Here is a 25,996-nt window from a genome sequence, read left to right as displayed (position 1 = left end):
CCATACGAGCGCCACAGTCACGTGGGGGGCTCCGGGACGCGGGGCCGGGCCGCCCACGGGACCACACCTCGCCGTCAGGAATTCCGTGGCACCGTCGCCCCGCCGGTCTCTACACTCACCGCAACATCGTGACCAGTGAGTGAGGGGAGCCCGGCCATGCGTGAGCACGCGACTGTCGCCGCTCCCCGTTCCCGTTCCCGGTCCTTCCGGTCCGAGGTGATCCTGGTGTCCCCGCCCGTCCGGTGCCCGCTGCGCGGCCGGTACCGGATGCCCGTGACGCACGGCTGACACTCGCCCACACCCACCCACGCCCGGCCGCTGCCAAGCTGCCGGGACCGTGTGCGGCTGCCCGCGTCCGGGAAATCGCGCTGCCCTGTTCCAGGATCACCGATCACCGAAAGGCCACCACGGGCCATGCGCGCCAACGGCAACGTCACCACCAGCACCCACACCACGAGCAACCCCCTCGCCGCCGTCCGCAACCTCGGCATCCTCGCCCACGTCGACGCCGGCAAGACCACCGTCACCGAGCGGATCCTGTACGCGACCGGCAGCACCCACAAGCGGGGCGAGGTCCACGACGGCACCACCGTCACCGACTTCGACGCGCAGGAGCGCGACCGCGGCATCACCATCTTCGCCGCGGCCGTCAGCTGCGCCTGGGACGGTCACCGCATCAACCTCATCGACACCCCCGGACACGTCGACTTCGCCGACGAGGTGGAGCGCTCGCTGCGCGTCCTCGACGGCGCGGTCGCGGTGTTCGACGCGGTGGCCGGCGTGGAGCCGCAGAGCGAGTCGGTGTGGCGGCAGGCGGACCGGCACGGTGTGCCGCGGATCGCGTTCGTCAACAAGATGGACCGGGCCGGAGCCGAGCTGGACGCGGCCGTCGCCTCGATCCGGGAGCGGCTGCATCCCGCACCGCTGTCCGTCCAGCTGCCGATCGGCGCCGAGGACCGCTTCGCCGGTGTCGTGGACCTGCTGCGCATGCAGGCCCTGACGTGGGACGACGACGGCGTGGCCGCCGCCCCGGCCCCCGTGCCGGACGCGCTGCGCGAGGAGGCCGCACGGCGGCGCAGGCTGCTGGAGGAGGCCGTCGCCGAACTGCATCCGGGTGCGCTGGAGGAGTTCTGCGACACGGGCTCCCTCGGCACGCGCACCCTCGTCGCCGCCCTGCGGGACCTCACCCGCAGCGGTGACGGCGTGGTGGTGCTGTGCGGATCCGCCTACCGCAACCGAGGCATCGAACCCCTGCTCGACGCCGTCCTCGCCTACCTGCCGTCGCCGCTCGACGTACCCGCCGTCCGCGGCAGCGACGACGACGGCAGCGAGCAGGAACGGTCCGCCGACCCGGCGGCACCGCTCGCCGCGCTCGCGTTCAAGGTGAACGCCACACCCACCGGGCGGCTCACCTACCTGCGCCTGTACTCGGGCACCATCGAGAAGGGAGACACCGTGTGGGACGCCACCGCGCGCCGCACCGAGCGCATCGGCCGCATTCTGCGCGTCCAGGCCGACCGGCACGCGCAGGTGGACCGCGCGGTCGCCGGGGACATCGTCGCCGTGGTCGGACTGAAGTCCGCCCGCGCCGGGTCGACGCTGTGCGCGCCGGACGCCCCACTGCTCCTGGAACCTCCGGGTGTGGCCGAGCCGGTGGTCTCGGTGGCGGTGGAGGCATTGCGGAGCACGGACACCGGGCGTCTCGCGACGGCGCTCGCGCGGCTCGCCGAGGAGGATCCCTCGCTGGTCGTGCGCACCGACCCCGAGACCGGCCAGACGGTGCTGTCCGGCATGGGCGAACTGCATCTCGAGGTCGCGGTGGAGAAGATCCGGCGCGACCACGGGCTGGGCGTCAACGTCGGCCGTCCCCGGGTCAGTTACCGGGAGACCGTCGGTCGCGGGGTGTCCGGCTTCGTGTACCGGCACGTCAAACAGGACGGCGGGGCGGGCCAGTTCGCCCATGTCGTCCTGGACGTCGAGCCGCTCGACGACTCCGGTGCCGGCTTCGTCTTCGGCTCGGCCGTGGTCGGCGGGCGCGTCCCGCAGGAGTACGTCCGTGCGGTCGAGGCCGGCTGCCGGGACGCCCTGGCCGAGGGCCCGTTGGGCGGTCACCCGGTGACCGGTCTGCGGGTGACGCTCACCGACGGGTCGACCCATGTGAAGGACTCCTCGGACACCGCCTTCCGCACCGCGGGACGGTTCGGACTGCGCGAGGCCCTGCGGGCGTGTGCGATGGTCCTGCTGGAGCCGGTCGTCGAGGTCACGGTCACCGTGCCCGAGGACGCGGTCGGCGCGGTGCTCGGCGATCTCGCCGCGCGTCGCGGCCGGGTGACCGGGTCGGTCACCAGGGCGGGCGCGACGGTCGTCACCGCGACCGTGCCGCTGGCCGAACTGTTCGGCTACGCGACCCGCCTGCGCAGCCGCACCCAGGGGCGCGGCACCTTCACCACCCGCCCCACCGGTTACGCCCCGGCCCCGGCTCCGGCCCCCGCCCGGTAGCGGCGCCGGCCGGCCCCGGCCCGGTAGCGGCGACCAACGGTGGCCCCTCCCGCGCGCACACGCGGGAGGGGGCACGCCACAGCCGGGCGCAGGGATCAGCGCGGTGCGGTCACCACCACGCCGTGCACTTCGTCCGCCCGGCGTTCTTCGGGTTCGCGGCGCGGGAGCGGTCCTCAGGGATACGACACCACCGTCGACGGCACCGTGTTGGTCCCCGAGGTCGGCGCGCCCGTGTCGTTGATGACGCACTCGTACTGGCCGTGCCCGCTCAGCGAGACGACCAGAAGGTGGTGGAAGCGCACGCCGGGCCGGTTCGGAGCGGCGAATCCGTGGTGCTGGACGATCGTCGGGTCCACGTTGTAATAGCAGTAGGAGCCCATGCCCCAGCCCTCGTGGGTGGTGACGTGGTCGCCGACCTTGTAGGCCGCGTAGCCCTTGATGGACCCGTTCTGGATGGCGGCCTGGTTCGGGGCGTCGTACGCCTTCTCGTTCTGGAAGAAGACCGTGCGGCCCCGTTCGCCGTTCCACTGCACGTCGTACTTGTTGAAGTGTTCGACGAACAGGCCGGTCGCCAGGACGTCGTCGCCGTTGACGACGACCCCGTAGTCGCAGCGGTTGGTCTCCCAGCCGACGCCGTCGCCGTGATCGGCGCGCCACACCCAGGTGTGGTCGATCACGGTGTGCCGGGCGTTGATCACCATGCTGGTGGTGGCCTTGCCGGGGCCCGCGCCGCCGATCCGGATGAACACGTCCTGCACGGTGACGGGGTTGGCGGAGTGGTCCCGCGAGGCGCCGGCCGGCCCGACCTCCAGCAGGACCGGGGAGTTGACGGGGCCCGCGTCGATCAGGAAGCCGGCCAGCCGTACGCCGTCGACGTCGGCCACCTTCAGGGCGGTCACTCCGCCCTGCGGGACGAGGGTGGCGTAGCCGAGGCCGAGGACGACCGTGTCCGGACGGTTCACGGTGACCGGCCGGTCCACGGGATAGACACCCGGTGTGAGCAGCAGGTTCAGGCCCTGGTCGAGCGCCTGGTTGAGCACCGCGGCGGAGTCGCCCGGCCGGGCGACGTAGAAGCGCTCCAGGGGCAGGGAGGTGCCGCGCGGGGTGCCGTTGCCCCAGGTGACGCCCCGGGAGCCGGTCCGCAGGGCGGGCAGGAAGACGCGGTACTGCTCGCCGTCGAGGTACAGGAACGGCTTCTCGCGTGAGATCGGTGTCGTGTCCAGCGTGGTGTAGGGCGGGTTCGGGAAGCTCTGCGCGGGGGCGCCCTCCACACCGGAGAAGACCATGTTCCACACGGCGTTGGTCCAGCCGCCGACCGAACTGTCGCGGGTGTACCACTGCTGCTGGGAGTACGGCCCGACGGTGCCGTCGACACGGCTGTCGGCGATGTAGCCGCCGCTGGCCCAGCCGTAGCCGGACGGGGCGAGGTTGAGGCCGCCGCGGACATGCATACGGCGGAAGGGCGCCGCCTGTGCGACCGCCCAGCGGTTGGTGCCGTTGACCGGGACGACCGCCAGGTTCTCCGCCGAACGCCAGAAGTTCTGGGTGGCGTTGCCGTCGAACCAGCCCGCGTCCACGGTGATGTCGCCGTTGATGGTCGTGTCGTCGGGGGAGAGGCCGAGCCCGGAGATCGAGGTGTAGAAGCCGATCTGGGCGTTCAGGCCGTGGTACGTCCCCGGCTTGAACAGCAGCTGGTAGCGGCCGGTGCCGAACTGCGCCGACTCCTGCCGGGCGAACACCTCGTCCAGGGTCGCCTGGATGCCGGGCGTGGACGGGTCGAAGACGAGCACGTTCGGGCCGAGGTCGCCACCGCCCTTGAGGCGCCTCGGCTTCCTGCCGGGCTTTCTGCGGACCGCCGGCGCGGCGGCGGCCGTACCGGCGAGGCCGGCCAGCACGGGCACGGCGGCAGCGGCGCCCAGGACGGCGCGACGGCCGGGAGCCGGTGTTCCGGGCGGGGTGGCATGGGGAGTTGACGGGGAGTCGGACGTCATGGGGCGGCTCTCCTGGTTCAGAAAATGAACGGGGTGGGGTTCTGGGAGCGCTCTCTCGCCGCTGAATGGTTCATCCCTGGAACAGATGCGTCAAGGGGTGCGGCGCGAGTTCGGAGAGTCCGTCCAAACCCTTGACGGCACCCGCTTCGAGGGATTAACTCACGTCCTAAATTAAGCCATGAGGTGCGTGGGTGCGTGCCTCGGCGTGCCTTCCCGGAAAGGGACTTCAGAAGCCATGCGCAGTATCCGAGCCGCGGCCACAGGCGCCGTCATCCTGTCTCTCGCACTCGCCGCCTCGGCCTGCGGAGGCGGTTCCAGCACGGGCGGCGGGTCCGACGACTCGCCCAAGGAGCTGACTTACTGGGCCTCCAACCAGGGCGCCAGCATCGAGATCGACAAGAAGGTGCTCCAGCCGGAGCTCGACAAGTTCGAGCAGCAGACCGGCATCAAGGTCAAGCTCGAGGTCGTGCCCTGGTCCGACCTGCTGAACCGGATCCTCACCGCCACCACCTCCGGCCAGGGCCCGGACGTCCTGAACATAGGCAACACCTGGTCCGCCTCGCTCCAGGCGACGGGCGCGCTGCTGCCCTGGGACGAGAAGAACTTCGACAAGATCGGCGGCCGGGACCGCTTCGTCGACTCCGCGCTCGGCTCCACCGGCGCCGAGGGCCAGGACCCGGCGGCAGTGCCGCTGTACTCGATGGCGTACGCGCTCTACTACAACAAGAAGATGTTCGCCGACGCCGGCATCGAGAAGCCGCCGGCCACCTGGGACGAGCTCGTCGCCGCCGGCAAGAAGCTGTCGCAGGACGGCAAGTGGGGCATCGGCATGGAGGGCTCCAACCCCGCCGAGAACATCCACCACGCCTTCGTGTTCGCCAAGCAGCACGGCGCCGACTTCTTCACCGCCGACGGCACGCCCGACTTCACCAACGACGGGGCCGTGGCCGCGGTGAAGCAGTACGTCGACCTCATGGCCAAGGACAAGATCATCGCCCCGGGCAACGCCGAGTACGCCCAGAACCAGTCGGTCAGCGACTTCGCCAAGGGCAAGACCGGCATGCTGCTGTGGCAGTCCGCGTCCGCCAACCTCAAGTCCCAGGGCATGAGCGAGGACGACTACGGCATCGCCCCCGTACCAGTGCAGTCCGGCACCCCCGGCACCGGCAAGCAGGTCAACTCGATGGTCGCGGGCATCAACCTCGCCGTCTTCAAGAACACCGACAACCTCGACGGCGCCACCAAGTTCGTGAAGTTCATGACGAGCGACGCCGAGCAGAAGATCCTCAACACCGCCTACAGCTCCATCCCGCCGGTCAAGGCCGCCCAGGCGGACCCGGCCTTCAACACCCCGGCCAACGCCGTCCTGAAGAACACCCTCGCCACCAGCGCCGTCGCCCTGCCCCAGGTCCCCGACGAGTCCCAGTTCGAGACCGCGGTCGGGACGGCCGTCAAGGAACTCTTCGCCGACGCCGCGGCCGGACGCGCCGTCACCACCGACTCGGTGAAGGCCGCGCTCACCAAGGCGCAGCAGCAGATGCCGAAGAAGTGAGCCCGAGCACCCCCATGACTGCCACTGCTCCCGCGACGGCCGCCGTGCGCAAGAGCTCCCCCGGGGCCGAAGCGCGCGGTCCGCGCCGCCGCCTCCCCGGGCGGCTGCGCCGCATCGGACTGCCGTACCTGCTGCTCCTGCCCGCCCTGCTCCTCGAACTCCTCGTCCACCTGGTGCCGATGGTGATCGGCATCGTGATGAGCTTCAAGGAACTCACCCAGTTCTACATCCGCGACTGGGGCACCGCCCCCTGGGCCGGACTCGACAACTACCGGGTGTCGGTCGACTTCGACGCCCCCGTGGGCGAGGCCCTGCTCCACTCCTTCCTCATCACCGTCGCCTTCACCCTGCTGTCGGTCGGCCTGTGCTGGCTCATCGGCACGGCCGCCGCGATCTGTATGCAGGACACCTTCCGCGGCCGCGGCCTGCTGCGTGCCCTGTTCCTGGTGCCGTACGCGCTGCCCGTCTACGCGGCCGTCATCACCTGGGTGTTCATGTTCCAGCACGACAACGGCCTGGTGAACCACGTCCTGCACGACCAGCTCGGCCTCACCGACAAGCCGTCCTTCTGGCTGATCGGCGACAACAGCTTCCTCGCCCTGCTGACCGTCTCGGTGTGGAAGGGCTGGCCGTTCGCCTTCCTCATCGTGATGGCCGGCCTGCAGAACATTCCCCGCGAGCTGTACGAGGCCGCCGCCCTGGACGGCGCCGGAATGCTCCAGCAGATCCGCCGCATCACCCTGCCGTCGCTGCGCCCGGTCAACCAGGTGCTGGTCCTGGTCCTGTTCCTGTGGACCTTCAACGACTTCAACACCCCGTACGTCCTCTTCGGCAAGACCGCCCCCGAGGCCGCGGACCTGATCTCGGTCCACATCTACCAAGCCTCGTTCGTCACCTGGAACTTCGGCACCGGCTCGGCGATGTCGGTCCTGCTGCTGCTCTTCCTGCTCGTCGTGACGGGCGTGTACCTCGCACTCACCTCGCGCGGACGGAGGACCACCGCATGAACAGCCTGCCCCGGTCCCCGATGGCACCGCCTCGTTCGTTCCTGTGGACCCGCCGGATCTTCCTGACGCTGCTGACCGGCTTCGTCCTCGTTCCGGTGTACGTGATGCTCTCCAGCTCGTTGAAGCCGCTCGCCGACGTGACCGGCACGTTCCGGTGGATCCCGAGCGAGCTGACGCTCCGCCCGTACGTCGACATCTGGTCGACGGTCCCGCTGGCGAAGTACTTCCTCAACTCCCTGATCGTGGCGGGCGCGGCGACGGTCTGCTCGGTCGTGATCGCCGTCTTCTCGGCCTACGCCGTCAGCCGCTACAGCTTCCGCGGCAAGCGCGTCTTCACGGTGACAGTCCTGTCGACGCAGATGTTCCCGGGCATCCTCTTTCTTCTGCCTCTGTTCCTGATCTACGTCAACATCGGCAACGCCACCGGCATCGCGCTGTTCGGCTCCCGCGGCGGACTGATCCTGACGTATCTGACGTTCTCGCTGCCGTTCTCGATCTGGATGCTGATCGGGTACTTCGACTCGGTGCCGAAGGACCTCGACGAGGCCGCGCTGGTGGACGGCTGCGGCCCGCTGGGCGCGTTGTTCCGCGTCGTCGTGCCGGCGGCGATCCCCGGCATCGTGGCCGTCGCCGTCTACGCCTTCATGACGGCGTGGGGCGAGGTGCTGTTCGCGTCGGTGATGACGAACGAGACCACCCGCACCCTGGCGGTCGGCCTGCAGGGCTACTCCACCCTCAACGACGTGTACTGGAACCAGATCATGGCCGCCTCGCTCGTGGTGAGCGTCCCGGTGGTCGCGGGCTTCCTGCTGTTGCAGCGCTACCTCGTCGCCGGCCTGACGGCGGGAGCCGTCAAGTGACCGGCTCTTTCTCTCGTGAAGGGACTTACGTGACCATCGACTACGCCGCCCTGCCCGACGACTTCCTGTGGGGCACGGCCACCTCGGCCTACCAGATCGAGGGAGCCGTGGCGGAGGACGGCCGCTCGCCGTCGATCTGGGACACCTTCTCGCACACCCCCGGCAGGATCGACGGTGGCGACCACGGCGACATGGCGTGCGACCACTACCACCGCTGGCGCGAGGACATCGCCCTGATGCGCCGTCTGGGCACGAACGCGTACCGCCTGTCCGTGGCCTGGCCCCGTGTCGTGCCGGGAGGCGACGGCCCGGTGAACGCGCACGGCCTGGACTTCTACGACCGCCTGATCGACGCCCTTCTCCAGGCGGGCATCACCCCGTCCGTCACTCTCTACCACTGGGACCTGCCGCAGGTGTTGCAGGACCGCGGCGGCTGGCCGGAGCGGGACACGGCCGAACACTTCGCGGCGTACGCCTCGGTGGTCGCCGAGCGCCTGGGCGACCGTGTACATCACTGGGCCACACTCAACGAGCCGCTGTGCTCGGCATGGATCGGCCACCTGGAGGGCACGATGGCGCCGGGCCTGACGGACCTGACGGCCGCCGTCCGGGCGTCGTACCACCTGCTGCTGGGCCACGGCCTGGCGACCCGCGCGATCCGCGCGGCCGCGCCCGGCGCCCAGGTGGGCATCGTGAACAACCTGTCGACGGTCCACGCGGCCACCGACAGCGCGGCGGACCGCGCCGCCGCGATCCGCATGGACGGCCACACCAACCGCTGGTGGCTGGACCCGATCCACGGCCGCGGCTTCCCGTCCGACATGCGCGAGGTCTACGGCGTCGAACTCCCGGAGAGGCCGGGCGACTCGGCGGCGATCGCGGCGCCGCTGGACTGGCTGGGCCTGAACTACTACTTCCCGCAGGTCGTGACCGCCGACCCGGACGGACCGGCACCCCACGCCGCCTTCGTCCGCCGCACCGGCGTTCCGCGCACGGGCATGGACTGGGAGGTCGACGCGAGCGGCATCGAAGCCCTCCTGCTCCGCCTGACCGACGAGTACGGCGCCCGCAAGCTCTACGTCACCGAGAACGGCTCGGCCTACCCTGACATCGTCCGCCCCGACGGCACGATCGACGACCCGGAACGCCAGGCGTACCTGGAGCAGCACATCGCCGCCTGCACCTCCGCCGCCCGCAAGGGCGCCCCCCTGGCCGGCTACTTCGCCTGGTCCCTCCTGGACAACTTCGAATGGGCCTACGGCTACGACAAGCGCTTCGGCCTCGTCCACGTGGACTTTGCGACACAGCTCCGGACGATCAAGGGGAGTGGTCACCGGTACGCGGAGATCATCCGGGGGCACGGGGAGAGGGGGCGGCGGGCGGCCTGAGGGCCGGGCGGGGGCCGGGGCCGGGGGTCAGGGCCGGGGGTGCCGGGGGGAACCGACCGAGCGCGGTAATGAATTGCTGAAGTGGCGAGGGGATGCAAGGCTCCCGTCATGCCCGCCTACAGCGCACCGGACGGCACGACCCTCGCCTACCACGTGGCGGGTGAGGGACCGCCCCTCGTCTGTCTCCCCGGCGGCCCGATGCAGGACTCGGCGTACCTGGGCGACCTCGGCGGGCTGTCCGCCCATCGGACCATGATCCGCCTGGACCTGAGGGGCACCGGGCAGTCGCAGACTCCCGACGACCTGGCGACGTACCGGTGCGACCGGCAAGTGGCGGACGTGGAGGCGCTGAGGCGGGAGCTGGGGCTTGACCGTATGCCGATCCTGGCCCACTCCGCCGGTGCGAACCTCGCCGCCCTGTATTCGACTCGCCACCCGGAGCGTGTCTCCGCGCTGACGCTGATCACGCCCAGCGTCTTCGCGGTCGGTATCGAGGTGACGGCCGATGACCGGCTGGAGACCGCACGTCTGCGCAGCGACGAGCCCTGGTTCCCCGCCGCTCATGCCGCTCTGGAAGCGATCGCCCAGGGCCGAGGGGACGCGCAGGCGTGGGAGGCCGTGGCGCCGTTCTGGTACGGGCGGTGGGACGACACCGCCCGGGCCCACCGGGCCGCGGAGGCGAAGCAGCGCAACGACGAGGCGGCGCGGGTGTTCGCGAGCGAAGGCGCCTTCACACCGGCGGAGACGCGTGCGGCGTTCGCGGCCTTCTCCTCACCGGTCCTCGTACTCGCCGGTGAGTACGACGTGTCGGGACCGCCGCGTGCGATGAGGCAGTACGCGGGCCTGTTCCCGGACGCGACAGCGGTGGTGCAGGCGGGCGCCGGGCACTTTCCGTGGCTGGACGATGCGGAGCGGTTCGTGAAGGCGGCGGCAGCGTTGCGTTGAGGCTTCCGGCGGGCGGTGCCGAGTCGTCTGTCGTTTCCTGCTGGGCGGGCCGTGGTGAGTCGTCTGTCGTTTCCTACTGTGCGGGCCGTGGTGAGTCGTCTGTCGTTTCCTACTGTGCGGGCGGTGGTCAGTCGTCCCTCGTCTCCTGCTGCGTGGCCGGTTCCCGACGGGTCGGGAACCGGCCGTTGCCGTCACGCGCCGGTGAGGAGGGTGTCCAGGGCCTTCGCCGTGGCCGGGTGGCGGGTGGTGAGTGTGGTGGCGGGCGACGGGGCTGCGGCGGCCGGTGCCGTCCAGTCGCCGTCGCAGCCCAGGAGTTCCGCCACCGCGTCGCACGTGGCCGGATGCGCGGGCAGCAGCGCCGCGCCCGGCGCCTGCGGGACGTCCGCCTCGGCCCAGTCCTGCGTGCAGCCCAGCAGCGCGGCCATCGCGTCGCAGGTCGCCCGGTGCGCGGTGAGCAGTGCGGTGGGCCGGGGGCCTGCTGTCGAAGCCGTGCGGGGTATCCGCGCAGGCGGCTGCTGCTGGGCGCGCCACGGCGGCACCCATGCGTCCAGTGCCTCGAGCCGGGCCGGGAAGATGCGGCCGGCCTCGCGGATCAGCAGCGGCGCCAGGTCCGCCGCGCTCGAGCGCAGGGTGGTGATGAGCAGAGGAAGCCAGGGCAGGAGCACCGGATCGGGCAGGCGGGCGAAGGCGTTCGAGACCGCTTCGACGACCACGTCCGCCAGACCCGGCACCGGCTCCAGCGCGTGGACGAAGCCGCTGAGGTAGCGCGGGTAGGCGGGAACCACCAGCGGGTTGTCGAGGAGTTCGGCGCACCTCGCCCGCAGTTCGGCGCGGGACAGGGTGCCGAGCTGCACCTGCGCCGCCCACAGCAGTGCCGTCTTCGACGGGTCGTCGGGGTGGCACTGGGCGACCGCCAGCTCCAGCTGCGCCCGGTCGCAGCCCAGCGACAGGGCGAGGCTCTCCATGCTGAACAGGAAGCCCAGCATCGCCGCGACCTGCCCCGTCGTCGCCTCCTCGTTCCGGAAGGCCGTGGGCAGCAGGGTGCAGTAGTGGGCGTAGCCGGTCTTGGTGAAGGACTCGATCCACGGCGGCAGCACCGGTTCGGTGGTGCGGTAGTACGCCAGCAGCGCGCGGACCCGGCGAAGCACTTCCGGCGCGCCGTCGACGCTGCGCTCGGCCGCGAGGACCTTCAACGCGTGCGTGCCGAGTTCGTCGGCGAGGCGGCGGCTGCGCAGGTAGAGGGTCGCGTCCTCGACCGCGGCCAGCACGGTCGCCGTCGTGGCCTGCGGAGCGTAGGCCTCGCGGCGCAGGCGCTGTTCCAGGACCTGTTCGAGGCTGACGCCCTCGTAGCCGAGCTCGATCAGGGCACGCTGGTGAGTGCCGAGCGCCAGGTCCCACGACTCCTGGATCGACCGCTCGCCGAGCCGCCGCTCACCCATGATGGGCCGGGCGGCACCGTGCGGCATGAGGCGCCGCAGTATCCACAGGACGTCCGAGCACGCCTGGAGTTCCGGCCGCGAGGCCATGTCCAGCAGGGCCCGCTGCACGCCCCGCTGCTGGAGTCTCAGCTCCAGCGGGGCGAGCCGGTCGTACACGTCGCGGGCGAGAGGCGGCAGCGCCTCGTAGCCCACCTGACCGATCCGGTCGCCGCCCATCATGATCTCGACGAGGCGGCGCACGTCCCGCCGGCCCGGAACGCTGTCCTTCTCGATGCACGTGACCGCCGCGTCCTGGAAGTCGTACGGCGTCGGCTTGGCCCGGTCCCGCATCCCGGCGAGCAGGATCGACGTCTCGAACACGGCGATCGCGTCGGCGGTGGAGGCGAGGTAGCCGTTGCGTCGGGCCGCGCGCACGATGTCCACCGACCAGCCGAGCAGTTCGGCCTCGTCGAGACGGTCGAGGACCGGGGGCCTGCGCAGGAAGCCCGACAGCTGGTCAGCGGCCGGCTGCTCCTGTGCGGGGACCGCCACCTGTTTGCCCCGGGGTTTCTTCGCCGTGGACTTCTTCGTCCCGGCCTGACCCTCCAGCCGGTACGGCTGCACCCGCGTGCGCTTCAGGCTCTTCGCCCACTCGGTGGCGGCGATCGACACCGAGCCGGCGGCGAGACCGAACTGCGCCTCGATCGCCGCATGGCTGGAGGGGATCAGCCCGTACTGCCAGGTGGTACCGCTGCGCGGGGAGATCGTGAACGTGTCCGCCCCGTGCACGCCGAACTCCTCGACCCGGCTGGCCGCGTGGAACGCCCCGCACACGTACAGGCAGTCCTCGGGGTCGGTGCCTGTCGCCGTCAGGTGCTCGCGCATCCTGGTCCACATGTACCGCTCACGGTCCTCGTCCACGCGGACGCGCGCCGGGTCGCCGGGGGCCAGCCGCCGGAACAGGCTGCCGATCAGGAACATGACCTGGCGGTAGGTGTCGTGGTCGCTGCCGCTCTCGCCGAGCGGCACCTCGACGTACTGGTGCCACCACTCCGACCAGTGCCGCACCTTGCCGTGGCGCAGCAGATGCTCCTCCAGTTCGGCGAAGCGCGGACGCAGGTCGCCGATCTCCACGCCGACCGCCTCGCCGTGCAGCGCGGCCTCCGCCTCGGCCGGAGCGTCCTCGGGTGCGGGCTCCGGGCCGCGCTCACCGCGCGGGTCCCACTGGAAGACGTGGTCCGAGGACCGGTCGACCAGGACCAGTTCCACGCCCGGCGTGTCCAGCGCGTACGCGATGGCCTGGTACTCGGCGGACGCCTCCGTGATCGGCGCGACGACCGACAGCGGCGCCCACTCGGCGGGGAAGCCGTCCACGTCACCGGCGAAGGCCTGCACCGCCACCGGCAGCCGGCAGTTGCGCAGCTCGGTCAGGAGCGGCGCCATGTCCTCGCACAGCTCCAGGTAGACGACCTTGGGCTGCTTCTCGCGCAGCCGGCGGGCCATGGCGAGAGCGGAGGCGGGGGAGTGGTGGCAGACGGGGAAGATCTCCAGCGGCTCGTTCACGGCGCGGTCGACGTCGTCGACCATGCCGAGCAGGATGCTCTCCAGCGCGTCCGGCCCGCCCGCGAACGTGGCGGCGGCCTCCTGGAGTTGACCCCGCAGTGCGCTGAACGTGATGCTCTCGTCAGGCGCTTGGTGCACAGGTGACCCTTCGGTCTCGCGGAGTTCGGTCATGACAGCGTGGCGATCGCGTCGCGGCCGCCCTCCAGGAACTCGGGCCAGGAACCGCCCTCCTCCTTGCTGCGCGGCTCGACCACGCCGTGCAGGTACTTGTTGAGGATGGCCAGGTCCTCGGGCTCGCGCCGGGCGAGGGAGCCCACGAGGGAGGAGGCCAGGGTGCGGGCGGTCAGGGCCCGCTCGCCGAAGAAGTTGCTGTGCAGCACCGCGTCCTCGAGCACGCCGATCTGCTCCGCCGTCGACAGCGCCGACTCCAGCTTCTCGTCGTCGCTGCTCGCCGCGGCGGCCGAGGCACGCAGGTCGGCGAAGCTCTGCAGCAGGACGTCGAGCAGCGTCGGCGGCACATCCAGATCGATGGCGTGCCGGCGCAGCAGCTCCTCGGTGCGGAAGCGGACGATCTCCGCCTCGCTCTTCCGGTTCGTCACCACCGGTATGCGCACGAAGTTGAAGCGGCGCTTCAGCGCGGACGACAGATCGTTGACGCCCCGGTCACGGCTGTTGGCCGTGGCGATGATCGAGAAGCCGGGCTTGGCGAAGACGATGTTGTCGTCCCCGCCGCCGCTCTCCAGTTCCGGCACGGAGATGTACTTCTCGGAGAGAATGGAGATCAGCGCGTCCTGCACGTCACTCGTGGAGCGGGTCAGCTCCTCGAAGCGGCCGATGGCCCCGGTCTCCATCGCGGTCATGATCGGCGAGGGGATCATCGACTCCCGCGACTGCCCCTTGGCGATGACCATCGACACGTTCCACGAGTACTTGATGTGGTCCTCGGTGGTGCCGGCCGTGCCCTGCACCACCAGCGTGGAGTTGCGGCAGATCGCGGCCGACAGCAGCTCGGCCAGCCAGCTCTTGCCGGTGCCGGGGTCACCGATGAGCAGCAGACCGCGGTCGGAGGCGAGGGTGACGATGGAACGCTCGACGAAGCTCCGGTCGCCGAACCACTTCTGCGAGATCTCCCGGTCCAGGCCGTCGGAGCGCTCGGAGCCGAGGATGAACAGGCGGACCATCTTCGGCGACAGACGCCACGAGAACGGCTTGGGGTTGTCGTCGATCGACTCCAGCCAGTCGAGCTCCTCGGCGTACTTGATCTCGGCGGGAGCGCGCAGCAGGTCGGACATGAAGGATTGGCCTTTCGGTGAAGGGATCACGAACAGCGACGCCTGTTCGGCGATCAGGTCAGAAACGTCTTGAGCTCGTGCACGAGCTTCTTGATGTGGCCGGATATCACCGGCGTTCCGAGGTCCTTGAACTTCTCCCGGAACCACGGGTTGACGCTGCCGCGCCCGGAGCTGGTCACCGAACCCACCGGGATGAACTTCGCCCCCGAGCGGTGAATGGCGGCCATGCTCTCGAACAGCTCGTGGGTCCGCCATTCGTAGAAGTCGGAGATCCACACCACGACCGTGTTGCGCGGCTCGGCGATCTTCGGCTGGGCGAGCGCCATGGCGACGGTGCCGTCCGTGCCGCCGCCGAGCTTGGTGCGCAGGAGCGTCTCGAACGGGTCGTGCGCCCAGGGCGTGAGGTCCAGCGCCTGTGTGTCGTACGCGATGAGATGGACGTCCACCTTCGGCAGCCCGGCGAATATGGACGCCAGGATGGTGCAGTTGACCATCGAGTCCACCATGGAGCCCGACTGGTCCACCACCACGATCAGCCGCTGGGGTGTCGTCTTGCGGCTGGTGTGCCGGTAGTAGAGGCGGTCGACGTAGAGCCGCTCCTCCTCCGGGTCCCAGTTGGTGAGGTTCTTCCAGATCGTGCGGTCGAGGTCGAGGTTGCGGAAGACCCGCTTGGGCGGCACCGACCGGTCGAGTTCACCGACCGACGCCTTCTCCACCTGGGTGCGCAGCACGTCGGTGACCTCGTCGACGTAGCGGCGGATCAGCGCCTTGGCGTTCGCCAGCGCGACACCGGAGAGGTTGTTCTTGTCGCGCAGCAACTGCTCGATCAGGGACATGCTCGGGGTCAGCCGGGACGCCAGCTGCGGGTCGGCCAGCACCTCACGCAGATGCATGCGCTTGACGAGACCCGCCTCGATGGAGCCGAGCTCCGGGCCGATCTCGGGGATGAGCCGGCTGAGATCGGGCGCGGGTCCGCCGAATCCGGTACCGGTCGGGCTGACGCCTCCGCCGCCGCCCGGCCCGCTCGTCGCCGCCTGACCGCCACGCCCGCCGCCGCGCAGCTCACCCGGCCGGCAGCCCAGCGCCCGCTCCAGCCAGCCCGCGTCGGACTGCCAGCGGGCCAGCTGCTCGGCGGTCACGGTGCCGGGGCTGGAGGCGAAGACATTGAGCAGCACCTTCGACGCGAGTGCCGCGCGCCGCACCTCGGCGGCCCGGTCACGCGCGCCGTCCTCCTCCGGCTCGGGCGCCATGAGCCCGTCGAACTCGGCGGCCAGCTCCGGATGCCGCTGTACCACGGAGTCGACGGACGCCCCCGGATCGAGCAGCGCGGCCGGCAGGCCGATGTCCTCGACGACGGCGAGACTCGCCGACTCCAGGCTCGCCTGCTCCTCGGGGTCGAAGAGCCGGGCCAGCAGCCGCCAGTAGAGCACCTGCCGCCGGTTGTCGTACGGGTCGGCCTCCGGGACCTCCCGCATGGTCGGCTCACTCATCGGCCGGCTCATTTCCGCAGCAGCCTTCCCGCACGTTCCCGCAGGACGGTGACGGCGTCGGTGGCGGCCTTCTCGGCCCGGACACCCGCCTTGTCGGTCGTACCGCCGGCCCACGCCCCCGCGTGCACGACGACCGCCTTCTTCCGCACCGTGCGCTCCACGGCGAGCGGCTGCACCAGGAACTCCCCGGCGTCCCACCGCAGCAGCGCGATGCACGCACCGGACGAGGCCACGACCTCGGGCGTGAGCGGACCGGCCGCCGGAACCCGATCGGTGTCGACGGCGAGACGCTGCCCGGCGACCTGGAAGGCCACGGAGCCGTCCTCGCCCTTCTCCACGGTGTACCCCTCCAGCAGCACGGGCACGGCGATCCGGGCCGGATGCCGGTCCAGGGGAGCGACGGGAGCGGCGGCCGCGGTGGGCAGCGCGACCCTGGCCGTGGCGAAGACGTCGGTGCTTTCGCCCCTACGTGCGCGGGCGTCGTCCCAGATCAGATCGCCCTCCGCGGTGACAGGCATGGCGTCGAGCTCCATCGCACGCCCCTCACTCACGCCGGCGAGCAGCGACAGATGCGGCCGCAGCAGCTGCCACAAACCGGCCCCGACGACCGTGTCCGGCTTCGGCACGGACGCGGAGGCCCGCACCAGCCGCGGCGTACCACCGTCCGCGGGCTCGAACACCGCGTGCACCTGCGCCTGTACGGCCGTGGCGTGCTCCTGCACATCGACGCCGAGCGGCAGCAGACGTCCGGTGACCTCGGCGACCGCGGGGGCGGATGCGGCTCCGGGCAGCGTGAGCAGCACCGCCCGCGACCACAGGTCGGCCCAGCGGCGCACCGGAATCCGCTCCAGGGTGGCGCCCGGACAGGAGGCGGCGAGTTCGGCGGCGAACCCGTCGAGCAGCGTCGCCAGGCGGCGCAGCGCCGGATCGGGCAGCATCGCGGAGACGACGGGGGCAGCCCCGGCGACGAGTTCGTGATCGATGCCCTGCCAGCCGGCCCGCGCCAGATCACACAGCCAACTACGGGCGGCCGCATGCAGATTGACGGCATGCTCCCCACCGTCGGTCGGTGCGGCGCCACCGGGCTGGTCGGCCCCGGGCCGCTCGACGGCGGCCTCGATCCGGGCACTGAGCGCGTCGTGCACGGAGCCCAGCAGAGCGGTGCGGGCGGCAGCGAGCGCGACGAAGTGGTCCTCGCCGGCGGCACCGGCCGCCGCCTTCTCGGCCGCCTCGGCGACCCGGGAGGCCAGCGGAGTCCCGGCCACGGCCTCGGCGAGCCCGGCCAGCCCGCCGGCCTGGCCGGGCTGCGGCCGCAGCAGACCGCCGACGAGGGCGTCGTCGAAACCGTCCACGGCCGAGAGAGCCTCATCCAGCCCGTCGACGGCGTCGGTCAGCAGATCGGCACGCATCAGGCCACCGCCCTCGTCGTCGGGAACCACTGCATCTCGGGCAACGCAGCGGTCGTCGGGCCGAGTTCGAGATAGGCCAGATGCCGCAGGAACCGGCTGAACACCTGGGCCGCGGCCGAACTGTCGCCCTGTACGGGCCGGGTGGCGGTCATGGCGTCGGTGAGGGACTGGGCGTCGGACTCCTCGGCGGCGTCCTCCACCTTGAGATACCGGGCCACCCGCTCGGCCCCGTACTGCAGCACGGCCTCACCGATCAGCGCGCGTATGTGGTTGCAGAACCAGCCGCGCGCCCCGCCGCAGGGACGGTTGTTGTTGGTGCTGCACGCGAACGCGTACGACCCCGCCTCGACCGACGACACATACACCCGCCCGATGTCCGAACCACTGGACACCACTCCCTGCAGCCGCCCGTCGGCCAGCTCCACGAACGGCACCTTGGCCAGCTTCCGCGGCCGCGCGGACGGCACCACCCGCGCCGTACTCGACCTCTCCCAGACCGACAACGCACCATCTCCCATGCATGCGAAAGGGGACGTCCACGCCGGACCGGCGGGACGGAAAAGAATCTATCCACGACCACTGACAACGCCGCCCGGGACCGCGGTTCCGGCCCTCGCCGGGCGTTTGCCGACGTGTGACGGCACCGGTCGGGCGCCACCGCCTCGGTCAACGCCGGCTTCTTCGTGCTGGACCCCCGCTCGGGCGCTCCTGGGGACCCGGCCGGGGTGGGCGTGTACGGCGGCCGACCGCTGAGCGAACCGGTCAGCGGACGCCGCCGGCCCGGTCGTCCACGACAACGGCCGACGGACCGGCATCGCCTGCCTCACGTGGCGGGAACGGGCCACGGCCGGGCACACGTCCCTGCCCCTGGACGGCATCAACCGCGTACCGGGCCTGATCAGGAACTGCGGCGGCAGCGAAGGCGACACCCCGACCGCGCATTGCGGCGCAGCCGTCCCCGGCCCTGCGATCAGGTCGTGATCCCCTCCGGCCACGGTCTGTCCAGGCAGCAGCGGACGAAGTCCTGAACGACGGGATTGGCGTCGTCGGCGACGGCCCAGGCGATGCCGACCCGGCTGGGGCTGACGCCGCTGACGGGACGGTAGGTGATACCGGGGCGGGCGTAGAAGCGGGCGGCGGACGCGGGGGCGAGGGCGATGCCGTAACCGTTGGCGATGGCGCTGAGCCACTCGTCCGGCTGATCGGTGACGGCGCCGATGCGGACCGGGTGGCCGTCGCGTTCGTCGGTGGCCAGCCAGTGGTCCCGCCACCAGCCCGTTTCGGGCGGGGCGGCCACGAACGGCTCCTCCCACAGCTCCCGGAAGGGGACCACGGCACGCGACGCGAGAGGGTGCCCCTCGGGGAGGGCCACCCAGCGGGGCTCGGTGAAGAGCGTCGCCGTCCGCAGGGCGTCCTGACCGGGGAAGGGCAGGCGCAGCACGGCGACGTCGACGTCCCCGTCGGCGAGCCCGGCGCTGGGATCGGACCAGGTGGCCTGCCGCATGTCCACCCGCCAGCCCGGCCGACGCCGGGTGAACTCCGCGATGATGCGCGGAGTGGCCTCGTTGGCGGCACTGGCCAGGAAGCCGACCCGCAGCAGGCGGGCTGCCCGGCCGGCCGTGCTCCTGGTCTCCCGCAGTACCTCGTCCCAGCCGGCCAGGAGGGCGGGCACCCGCTCCGCCAGGGTCCGGCCCGGTTCCGTGAGGGTCATGCCGGTGCGGGACCGCGTGAACAGTCGCACTCCGAGCAGGGTCTCCAGTTGCTTGATCTGCTTGGTGAGCGCCGGCTGGGACACGAACAGTCGTTCCGCCGCGCGGGTGAGGGTCCCCTCCTCCGCGACGGCGACGAAGTAGCGCAGCAGCCGCGTGTCCACATCCATGCCTCCAGGTTATGGATGCAGGTATTGGACGCCACTCGTGGGCTCGCTCGAGGCTGGTGGAGGTGAGCGCGCCGGGCTCACGGCACCGCCGATGCGTTCGCTCAGCGAAAGACGAGGGCACATGTTCACCGCCTACGCGATCATCACCGTCATCACCATCCTGGCCAACGCCGGAATCGCCGTCGCGGACCTCAAGAGAGCCGGGTTCGTGCTCGCCAACTCCGCCGAAGTGGGGCTCCCGCAGACCTGGCTCCCGTGGCTCGCCGCGCTCAAGGCGGCCGGCGCCGCCGGTCTCCTCCTCGGGCTCGCGGGCGTCCCGGTCATCGGCGCCGCCGCCGCGACCGGGCTCGTCCTGTTCTTCGTCGGCGCCGTCGCCGCGCACATCCGTGCTCGCGTGTACCACAACATCGTCTTTCCCGGCGGCTACCTGGCACTGGCCGCCGCGTCCCTCACCCTGACCGTCGCGCAATAGGCGTGCGCGGACCGCCCCCGGTGGTGGATCCTGCCTCGGGGCAACTCCTCTGCCCCCGAGCCAGGTTGAACCGTTCATGCAGCGACGAACCCCACCGCAGGGAGCCGCCGTGACCGCCGTCCTGACCCTCCGAGCCCGCATCCGGCTCGTCCTCGCAGCCCTCCTCCTCGTGGTCCTCGCGCCGACCACCCCGGCACTCGCCGCCGCCTCACCCCCGACGGCCACCAAGGCCACCACGGCCGGGGAACCGACGCTCGCTCCCGGCGCCCCGGGACCGCACGGCGCCGAGGTCGTCGCCGTCACGCAGGTCGCGGACCGCCAGATCGACCTGTCGGTCCGCTCCACGGCGCTCGGCGGCCGGACCGTCAAGGTCCGCCTGCTCACCCCCGACGGCTGGAACCCGGCCGACCGACACCGGCACTGGCCCACCTTCTGGCTCCTGCACGGCTGCTGCGGCGACTACACGTCATGGACCGCCCGGACGGACGTCGCGGACATCGACAGCCTGCGCAAGGTGCTCGTCGTCATGCCCGAGGCCGGCTGGAACGGCTGGTACAGCGACTGGTGGAACCACGGCCGGGGCGGTGACCCCGCATGGGAGACCTTCCACACCGCGGAGCTGCGGCACCTCCTGGAACGCGACTGGGGTGCCGGCCGCAACCGCGTCGTGGCCGGCCTGTCGATGGGGGGCCAGGGCGCCCTGCTGTACACCGCCCGCCACCCCGGCATGTTCAAGGCGACCGCCGCCTACTCCGGCTCCGCGCACCCGCTCCTCAACGACGAGTCGGTCAACCGCATCATGGGATTCTTCGCGGGCCAGGGCAACGACCCCCTGCGTGTCTGGGGCGACCCGGTCGCCCAACGCCGCATCTGGCAGGACCACGACCCCTTCCACCTGGCCCAGCGCCTGAAGTCGGTCCCCGTGTACCTGTCCTGCGGCGACGGCACCGCCGGCCCCTTCGACCCACCGGGCTCGACGAGCGCCCTCGAGGCCGACTTCAACCGCCAGAACCACGCCCTCGCCGCGGAACTCGAGCGGGTGGGCGCCAAGCAGTTGACCACCAACTTCTACGGCCCGGGCACCCACGCCTGGCCCTACTGGGAACGCGAACTGCACGCGTCGCTCCCGATGCTGCTCGGCGCGCTCCGAGTCGCCGGCTGACCGCCGGGGGCGTCCGCGCTCACACGGCTACGCCCACTCAACCCGGCCCACCTGCCTTGCACCAACGGGGTGGTGTACGTCAGTGAGCTCCGCAGAGCTAGGGTCTGTGCGATGTTCCGATCCGTCACCGGTGCCTCACACGGCCAGGAGTGACGGGAGCGACGGGGTGGTGACGAGCGTGCTGGTGGGTCTGGGACTTGCCGCGGCCTGTGCCATCGGTGCGCTCATCGCTGCGGCGGGGGTCGTCGCCATGGCGTTCCCCGGCCGGCCCGAGCCCTGGGTGGCGCATCTGGCGTACCGTGCGGCGGGAGCGACCGCCGGGGCCGCGGCATCCCTGTACTCCCTGGGCTTCTTCGCCGTCCTGGCGTCGGAGCAGGAGTTCGGCGACGGCGCGGCCTCGATCCCGGCCCCGGCCTGCCGGGACGGCTTCGACACGGAGACGACGCAGGGTCTGTCCCACCACCGCTCCTCGTACCTGCCGCTCCGCTTCGACTGCGTCCGCGACGACGGCACCGTCTACTCCAGTGGCCCCGACTACGTGTGGATGAACTGGGCGACCGCATCCCTCGCCCTGGCCACCGTCCTCCTCCTCACCATCGGCGCGGTCTGCGTCGGCAGGCCGCGTACCCGGAAGAGCGCAGTGGTCGGATGACGCTGCTCCCGGTCTTCCTCGGGCTCGTGGTCGCCCTGGTCGCGCTGCGCGGGCTGCTGGCGCACCCGCTGCTGCCGTTGTGGGTGCGGACCGCGGTGTTCTGGGCGGTGCCGCCCGGTGCCGTCACATGGATGGTGATCATGACGGCGGACGACGCCTTCCTGTTCCCGGAGACCGCCCCGTGCCCCAGGGAGCCGATGAGCAAGGGCGTCCTCGGTGACGGAGAGGTCTCGGGCGTCTCCACCCCGTTTCCGCCACGCGCCTACTGTCTGTGGGAGGACGGCACCGTCTACGACCTCGCCCCCGGAGCCGAGTTCCTGTTCTGGGTCTTCTTCGCCCTGACGGTCGTACCCCTCGGGGCCGGACTGTGGCACGCCCTGCGCGATCCGGGGGCGCTCCTGCGCTGAACGGCCGTGAGCGGCAACCGCGTTGGCGTGCGCCTGCCACCTGCACTCCGGCCCCGTTCCTCGGTCAGCGGTGCCGTACGCCCTTGACCGCCCGGTTCCGCCACAGGCAGTACACGGCGACCGGGTCCTCCCAGTTCCGCCACGGAAGGGCGCCCACGCACCCGTCGACCAGCCGGAACTGCAGCAACGCCGCCTCGTGGCGGCCCTGCCGGGCCAGGAAGTAGGCGGGCAGGTGCCGTACGGCCGCCGTGTCCGGATGGTCCGACGGCGCGGCGGGAGGCGGGAGACGACACCGGACACGTCGGCCACGGCGTCGGCAGCGGGGAGCGGAACCCGTCGCCTGCGCGTCGAGCCGGTCCTCCATGGGGCGCTGGAGGTCGTCGACCTGAGGAAATGCCTAGAGCGGCCGGCAGGACCCGGCACCGCTTCCGGCGCGCGGATACCTGGAGCCGTTCCCGCTGCGGACCACCTGTGCGACGACTGACAGCCCCAGGTAATCTCGGACACATAGTCAACGCGGCCCGACGGGCTTCCGCTCCGCCCCGGTGGAGTCTCGAAGGACATGCCCCCACCCGCACGAGTCACTTCGTGCTGCCCGGGGGAAGTTCTTGCTGTTCCGCGAGTCCGCCACATCGATCGCCGCGAGGATTCTCGACAGCTCGCTGTACCTCCACCTCACTGAGCAATTCATCCACATGCACGGCTACCGGCCCGGTCCCGCGGAGGTCCGCTCCTGGGAACGGAGCATCCCCGCCTTGACGGCGGCCCTCAACGACGCGGGTCTCGGCGAGGTCGAGGTCATGCTCGAATACGCTCTCCCCCTCAACAGCAAGCGCGCCGACGCCATACTCGCCGGAGTGCATCCGACCACGGGCGAGCCGTCGTACGTCGTCGTGGAGCTGAAGCAGTGGAGCCAGGCACTGCCCAACGAGGACGACGCCACCCTGTGCCACGTGGACGCCTACTCCCACCCCGTCCTCAACCCCATTGAGCAGGTGCGCCGGTACTGCGAGTACCTGGTCAACTTCAACGGCGCCGTCGCGGAACACGGTCACCGAGTGCACGGGGTGGCGTTCCTGCACAACGCCACCGAGTTCGGGGTGACCGGACTGCGGGAGATCGAGCGGGACGGTCACGGCCTGCTCTTCACCGGGGAACGCCGCGGTGCTTTCATCGAGTACCTCCGAGCGAAGCTCAGCGACAAGCACTCGGGCGCGCGAGCAGCGGACGAACTGTGCGACGGGGTCAAGGTGCCCTCGAAGCAGCTGATGTCCGTGGCAGCCGAGGAGGTGCGTGAGCGCACGCAATTCGTCCTCCTCGACGAACAGCAGGTCGCGTACCGCATGGTGCTCAACGCCGTGCAGAAGGCGAAGAACGCGGACCGCAAGGAAGTCGTCATCGTCACGGGTGGCCCCGGGACGGGCAAGAGCGTCATTGCCCTCCAACTGCTGGGCGAGCTGTACCGGCGCGGCGTACCGGCACTGCATGCCACCGGCTCCCAGTCCTTCACCAAGACCATGCGGAAGATCGCCGGGGCCCGAAAGCGGGAAGTCCAGGACCTCTTCAAGTACTTCAACAGCTTCATGACGGCGGAGAAGAACAGCCTCGGCGCCCTGATCTGCGACGAGGCTCACCGCATCCGTGAAACATCGGCCAACCGCTTCACCAGTGCCGCGCATCGGACGGGCAGGGCGCAGATCGACGAACTCATCGACGTCGCCTACGTGCCTGTCTTCTTCCTCGACGAGCACCAGGTGGTACGCCCCGGCGAGATGGGCACCGTGGCCGACATCAAGGCAGCGGCGGCGAAGCGGGGCATCCCCTGCCACGTCGTCCCGCTGGACAGCCAGTTCCGCTGCGGCGGCAGCGACGCCTACCTGCGCTGGGTCGTCCGGCTCCTCGGCCTCGAACCAGGCGGCCCGGTCGTCTGGGAACCCGACGGCCGCATGCAGTTGCTGGTCGCCGACAGCCCGCAGGAGATGGAGGCGTTTCTCGAAGCCCGCCGCGCCCAGGGCTACGGCGCCCGTATGTCCGCCGGCTACTGCTGGCGCTGGTCGCCGGAACCCAAACCCGGCGAGCCGCTGCCGCCTGACGTCGTCATCGGCGACTGGGCCCGTCCCTGGAACCTGCGCGGAGACCGCTCCGTCTCTGGCGCGCCCCCGGCGGCCCTGTGGGCCACCGACCCGGCCGGTTTCGGTCAGGTCGGATGCGTCTACACCGCCCAGGGGTTCGAGTACGACTGGTCGGGCGTCATCATCGGCCCCGATCTGCTCTGGCGCGGCGACCGCTGGGTCACGGACCGTACGGCGTCGAAGGACCCGGTGTTCAAGAGGTCCACTCCGGATGCTGACGTGGACCGCCTGATCCGCAACACCTACAAGGTGCTGCTGACGCGCGGGATGGTCGGCACGGTCGTCTACTCGACCGACCCAGAGACGCGGGCGAAGCTGCGGGAGCTGGCGGGAGGAGCGGTCAGGGAGGCCTTTCCTGCCTGACGGGCACCTGGTCCTTATTTCTTCGTCAACCTGCTGAGCTCACACAGAATGCGGTGGTACTGCAGGTATGCCTCATCGATCCGGTGGTCGACGTGTCGGCGAAGACGCCCCAAGGCTCTGGGGAGACCGGGGGCCGGCGCTGCGGATCGGGGGCGCCCTGGTAGGTGAATGACCCCCGACCCCAACGTGTGAACCGAGAGGCCGTCGCCGGCCGGCCGGCGACGGGCCGAGCCGGCCTACTCCGGAGGCGTGGGAGTCTCGGGGGTGCGGTACATCGCCTGGACGTCCAGCTCCAGTTGCACGGTCGGTCCGACGACCGCGATGCCGCGGGCCAGCATCGAGCGCCAGTTGAGGGTGAAGTCCTCGCGGTGCAGCTCCGCCTTCGCCAGGGCCGCGCAGCGCAGCTCCTGTTCGTAACCGCCGTTCACGGTGCCGAGGTACGTCGTGTCCAGTCCCACGGAGCGGCTGGTGCCGTGCATGGTGAGCGTGCCGTTCAGCGTCCACCTGGAGCCGCCCCGGTAGACGAACCGAGTGCTGGTGAAGTCGATGTAGGGGTAGCGCTCGACGTCGAGGAAGTCGGCGGAACGCAGGTGGTTGTCACGGGTCCTGTTGCCCGTGGTGATGCTGGCGGCGTCGATGCGCACCGAGACCTGGGAGTCGGACATGTCCGGCGCGATGCGGATGCCACCGGTGAAGCGGGTGAAGCGTCCGTGGACGTGGGCCATGCCCACGTGCTTGGCGATGAAGCGGATCGCGGTGTGCGGCGGGTCGAACAGCCAGGTGCCGGGGGGCGGCAGTTCCAGTTGGCGTGCGGGCAGTAGTGCGACGCGCGCCGGGGGGAGGGCGGCACCGGCGGCTATGTCGACGTTGCTGCGGGCCGGGGTGAGGCCCTCCGCCGCGACCATCACGCTGTAGGAGCCGGGCGGGAGTGCCGCCATGAACAGGCCGTACGGATCGGTGGTGCCGCGGGCGGCGATCCGGTGGCTGTCCAGGGCGGTCACCGTGACCCGGCGCCGCCCAAGGGCTGTCCCATGGGATCGACGACCTCGCAGCCGTACGCGCCGGCACCGGCCGGCAGGGGCAGCGAGAGGTCCGGTGCGGCCTCGGGACCGTTGCGGGAACGTCGACGCCGGAGCAGTCCGAGGGCCATGCGGTTCACCTTTCTTCCTGCGTGTCACCGCGACGAGACTCGCACCGATGGATGTGTACGCGGTCACCGGGAACCGCCGGGGAGGAGTTGCAAGCGCGATGAAGTCAACTATTAAACGATCATAGAGCAGGTGGGGTGGAGTGGGTCGCCATCGGGGTCGGTGCGCGGCTTGGCTTGGCCGTGTGTCGGATTGGCGTCAACCGCCGTCATCCCAGCCGTACAAGGGGGTGTACTGCGTTCGTCGGCCGTGATGCTTTGCTCCGGTGCTGTGGTGAACGCCACCCGGAACCGTGAAGGATTCACACGCGACTCGCGGTCCCGTCACGCGGCCCACACATCGCGCGGGCCACACATCGCGTGGCCCA

19 protein-coding genes and 2 pseudogenes are annotated in these 25,996 nt (G+C 70.9%); 12 read left to right on the top strand and 9 right to left on the bottom strand.

Annotated features, from left to right (window positions below):
• The first annotated feature begins 414 nt into the window (after window positions 1-414).
• Window positions 415-2,499 carry an elongation factor G gene (gene fusA / locus AB0412_RS07445; protein ID WP_366401550.1) on the top strand — a complete coding sequence of 695 codons (2,085 nt, stop codon included), beginning with the start codon at window positions 415-417 and terminating at the stop codon, window positions 2,497-2,499.
• Window positions 2,500-2,672: 173 nt separating this feature from the next.
• On the opposite strand, the gene AB0412_RS07440 is transcribed toward fusA, so the two are convergent.
• Window positions 2,673-4,490 carry a coagulation factor 5/8 type domain-containing protein gene (locus tag AB0412_RS07440; protein ID WP_366401549.1) on the bottom strand — a complete coding sequence of 606 codons (1,818 nt, stop codon included), beginning with the start codon at window positions 4,488-4,490 and terminating at the stop codon, window positions 2,673-2,675.
• Between the two features lie 235 nt (window positions 4,491-4,725).
• Between AB0412_RS07440 and AB0412_RS07435 the strand changes: the two genes are divergently transcribed.
• The 5 genes from AB0412_RS07435 to AB0412_RS07415 all read left to right on the top strand — a co-directional run bounded on the left by AB0412_RS07435 (window position 4,726) and on the right by AB0412_RS07415 (window position 10,242).
• A complete protein-coding gene (locus AB0412_RS07435; protein WP_366401548.1) occupies window positions 4,726-6,042 on the top strand; it encodes a sugar ABC transporter substrate-binding protein in 1,317 nt (438 codons plus the stop codon).
• 14 nt (window positions 6,043-6,056) lie between these two features.
• Window positions 6,057-7,049 carry a sugar ABC transporter permease gene (locus tag AB0412_RS07430; RefSeq protein ID WP_366401547.1) on the top strand — a complete coding sequence of 331 codons (993 nt, stop codon included), beginning with the start codon at window positions 6,057-6,059 and terminating at the stop codon, window positions 7,047-7,049.
• 20 nt (window positions 7,050-7,069) lie between these two features.
• Complete coding sequence (locus tag AB0412_RS07425) at window positions 7,070-7,909, top strand: carbohydrate ABC transporter permease (protein ID WP_366401953.1); 840 nt, start codon at window positions 7,070-7,072, stop codon at window positions 7,907-7,909.
• A 29-nt stretch (window positions 7,910-7,938) separates the two neighbouring features.
• Window positions 7,939-9,297, top strand: coding sequence for a GH1 family beta-glucosidase (locus AB0412_RS07420; RefSeq protein WP_366401546.1), 1,359 nt, complete (start codon window positions 7,939-7,941; stop codon window positions 9,295-9,297).
• A gap of 108 nt (window positions 9,298-9,405) precedes the next feature.
• Complete coding sequence (locus AB0412_RS07415; protein ID WP_366401545.1) at window positions 9,406-10,242, top strand: alpha/beta hydrolase; 837 nt, start codon at window positions 9,406-9,408, stop codon at window positions 10,240-10,242.
• 191 nt (window positions 10,243-10,433) lie between these two features.
• Here AB0412_RS07415 and AB0412_RS07410 read toward each other — a convergent pair whose 3' ends face one another.
• The 5 genes from AB0412_RS07410 to AB0412_RS07390 are packed head-to-tail and all read right to left on the bottom strand — an operon-like array spanning window position 10,434 to window position 17,932.
• Window positions 10,434-13,394 carry a hypothetical protein gene (locus tag AB0412_RS07410; protein ID WP_366401544.1) on the bottom strand — a complete coding sequence of 987 codons (2,961 nt, stop codon included), beginning with the start codon at window positions 13,392-13,394 and terminating at the stop codon, window positions 10,434-10,436.
• Window positions 13,391-14,515 (bottom strand): AAA family ATPase, encoded by a 1,125-nt coding sequence (locus AB0412_RS07405; RefSeq protein WP_366401543.1) that lies wholly within the window; start codon window positions 14,513-14,515, stop codon window positions 13,391-13,393. The genes AB0412_RS07410 and AB0412_RS07405 overlap by 4 nt, the downstream gene beginning before the upstream one ends.
• Window positions 14,516-14,568: 53 nt before the next feature.
• Entirely contained in the window at window positions 14,569-16,005 is a 1,437-nt protein-coding gene (locus AB0412_RS07400; protein WP_366401542.1) for a VWA domain-containing protein, read from the bottom strand.
• 8 nt (window positions 16,006-16,013) lie between these two features.
• A complete protein-coding gene (locus tag AB0412_RS07395) occupies window positions 16,014-17,414 on the bottom strand; it encodes a hypothetical protein (RefSeq protein WP_366401541.1) in 1,401 nt (466 codons plus the stop codon).
• Entirely contained in the window at window positions 17,414-17,932 is a 519-nt protein-coding gene (locus AB0412_RS07390; RefSeq protein ID WP_366401540.1) for a hypothetical protein, read from the bottom strand. The genes AB0412_RS07395 and AB0412_RS07390 overlap by 1 nt, the downstream gene beginning before the upstream one ends.
• A gap of 129 nt (window positions 17,933-18,061) precedes the next feature.
• Here AB0412_RS07390 and AB0412_RS07385 point away from each other — a divergent pair.
• Window positions 18,062-18,350 (top strand): annotated as a pseudogene (locus AB0412_RS07385) (sporulation domain-containing protein); the annotation flags it as partial.
• Between the two features lie 34 nt (window positions 18,351-18,384).
• Here the strand turns inward: AB0412_RS07385 and AB0412_RS07380 are convergent.
• Window positions 18,385-19,293: a LysR family transcriptional regulator gene (locus tag AB0412_RS07380; RefSeq protein ID WP_366401539.1), complete on the bottom strand. Its 909-nt coding sequence runs from the start codon at window positions 19,291-19,293 to the stop codon at window positions 18,385-18,387.
• Window positions 19,294-19,414: 121 nt separating this feature from the next.
• On the opposite strand from AB0412_RS07380, the gene AB0412_RS07375 reads away from it, so the two are divergent.
• The 4 genes from AB0412_RS07375 (at window position 19,415) to AB0412_RS07360 (ending at window position 21,986) form a co-directional block, all read left to right on the top strand.
• Window positions 19,415-19,765: a DoxX family protein gene (locus AB0412_RS07375; protein ID WP_366401538.1), complete on the top strand. Its 351-nt coding sequence runs from the start codon at window positions 19,415-19,417 to the stop codon at window positions 19,763-19,765.
• 109 nt (window positions 19,766-19,874) lie between these two features.
• Window positions 19,875-20,927, top strand: a complete 1,053-nt coding sequence (locus AB0412_RS07370; RefSeq protein WP_366401537.1) for an alpha/beta hydrolase family protein — start codon at window positions 19,875-19,877, stop codon at window positions 20,925-20,927.
• Window positions 20,928-21,096: 169 nt separating this feature from the next.
• Entirely contained in the window at window positions 21,097-21,579 is a 483-nt protein-coding gene (locus tag AB0412_RS07365; protein WP_366401536.1) for a hypothetical protein, read from the top strand.
• A complete protein-coding gene (locus AB0412_RS07360; RefSeq protein WP_366401535.1) occupies window positions 21,576-21,986 on the top strand; it encodes a hypothetical protein in 411 nt (136 codons plus the stop codon). The genes AB0412_RS07365 and AB0412_RS07360 overlap by 4 nt, the downstream gene beginning before the upstream one ends.
• A gap of 64 nt (window positions 21,987-22,050) precedes the next feature.
• Here AB0412_RS07360 and AB0412_RS07355 read toward each other — a convergent pair whose 3' ends face one another.
• Complete coding sequence (locus AB0412_RS07355) at window positions 22,051-22,350, bottom strand: hypothetical protein (RefSeq protein ID WP_366401534.1); 300 nt, start codon at window positions 22,348-22,350, stop codon at window positions 22,051-22,053.
• 244 nt (window positions 22,351-22,594) lie between these two features.
• Here AB0412_RS07355 and AB0412_RS07350 point away from each other — a divergent pair, with 244 nt between their 5' ends.
• Window positions 22,595-24,481 carry a DUF2075 domain-containing protein gene (locus AB0412_RS07350; protein WP_366401533.1) on the top strand — a complete coding sequence of 629 codons (1,887 nt, stop codon included), beginning with the start codon at window positions 22,595-22,597 and terminating at the stop codon, window positions 24,479-24,481.
• A 236-nt stretch (window positions 24,482-24,717) separates the two neighbouring features.
• Here AB0412_RS07350 and AB0412_RS07345 read toward each other — a convergent pair.
• Window positions 24,718-25,631: pseudogene (locus tag AB0412_RS07345) on the bottom strand (YceI family protein).
• Window positions 25,632-25,996 lie beyond the last annotated feature (365 nt).

Origin of the sequence: Streptomyces sp. NPDC052012 (assembly GCF_040689265.1) — a bacterium.
GTDB lineage: Bacteria > Actinomycetota > Actinomycetes > Streptomycetales > Streptomycetaceae > Streptomyces.
The sequence above is the reverse complement of the archived record's forward strand: the minus strand, read 5'-3'. Positions and strand labels throughout refer to the sequence as shown.

Coding starts and splice junctions, on each gene's coding strand:
- AB0412_RS07430 (WP_366401547.1), top strand. CDS start 6,057: ATGACTGCCACTGCTCCCGCGACGGCCGCCGTGCGCAAGAGCTCCCCC.
- AB0412_RS07425 (WP_366401953.1), top strand. CDS start 7,070: ATGGCACCGCCTCGTTCGTTCCTGTGGACCCGCCGGATCTTCCTGACG.
- AB0412_RS07390 (WP_366401540.1), bottom strand. CDS start 17,932: ATGGGAGATGGTGCGTTGTCGGTCTGGGAGAGGTCGAGTACGGCGCGG.
- fusA (WP_366401550.1), top strand. CDS start 415: ATGCGCGCCAACGGCAACGTCACCACCAGCACCCACACCACGAGCAAC.
- AB0412_RS07355 (WP_366401534.1), bottom strand. CDS start 22,350: ATGGAGGACCGGCTCGACGCGCAGGCGACGGGTTCCGCTCCCCGCTGC.
- AB0412_RS07410 (WP_366401544.1), bottom strand. CDS start 13,394: ATGACCGAACTCCGCGAGACCGAAGGGTCACCTGTGCACCAAGCGCCT.
- AB0412_RS07375 (WP_366401538.1), top strand. CDS start 19,415: ATGTTCACCGCCTACGCGATCATCACCGTCATCACCATCCTGGCCAAC.
- AB0412_RS07380 (WP_366401539.1), bottom strand. CDS start 19,293: ATGGATGTGGACACGCGGCTGCTGCGCTACTTCGTCGCCGTCGCGGAG.
- AB0412_RS07435 (WP_366401548.1), top strand. CDS start 4,726: ATGCGCAGTATCCGAGCCGCGGCCACAGGCGCCGTCATCCTGTCTCTC.
- AB0412_RS07440 (WP_366401549.1), bottom strand. CDS start 4,490: ATGACGTCCGACTCCCCGTCAACTCCCCATGCCACCCCGCCCGGAACA.
- AB0412_RS07415 (WP_366401545.1), top strand. CDS start 9,406: ATGCCCGCCTACAGCGCACCGGACGGCACGACCCTCGCCTACCACGTG.
- AB0412_RS07360 (WP_366401535.1), top strand. CDS start 21,576: ATGACGCTGCTCCCGGTCTTCCTCGGGCTCGTGGTCGCCCTGGTCGCG.
- AB0412_RS07395 (WP_366401541.1), bottom strand. CDS start 17,414: ATGCGTGCCGATCTGCTGACCGACGCCGTCGACGGGCTGGATGAGGCT.
- AB0412_RS07405 (WP_366401543.1), bottom strand. CDS start 14,515: ATGTCCGACCTGCTGCGCGCTCCCGCCGAGATCAAGTACGCCGAGGAG.
- AB0412_RS07400 (WP_366401542.1), bottom strand. CDS start 16,005: ATGAGTGAGCCGACCATGCGGGAGGTCCCGGAGGCCGACCCGTACGAC.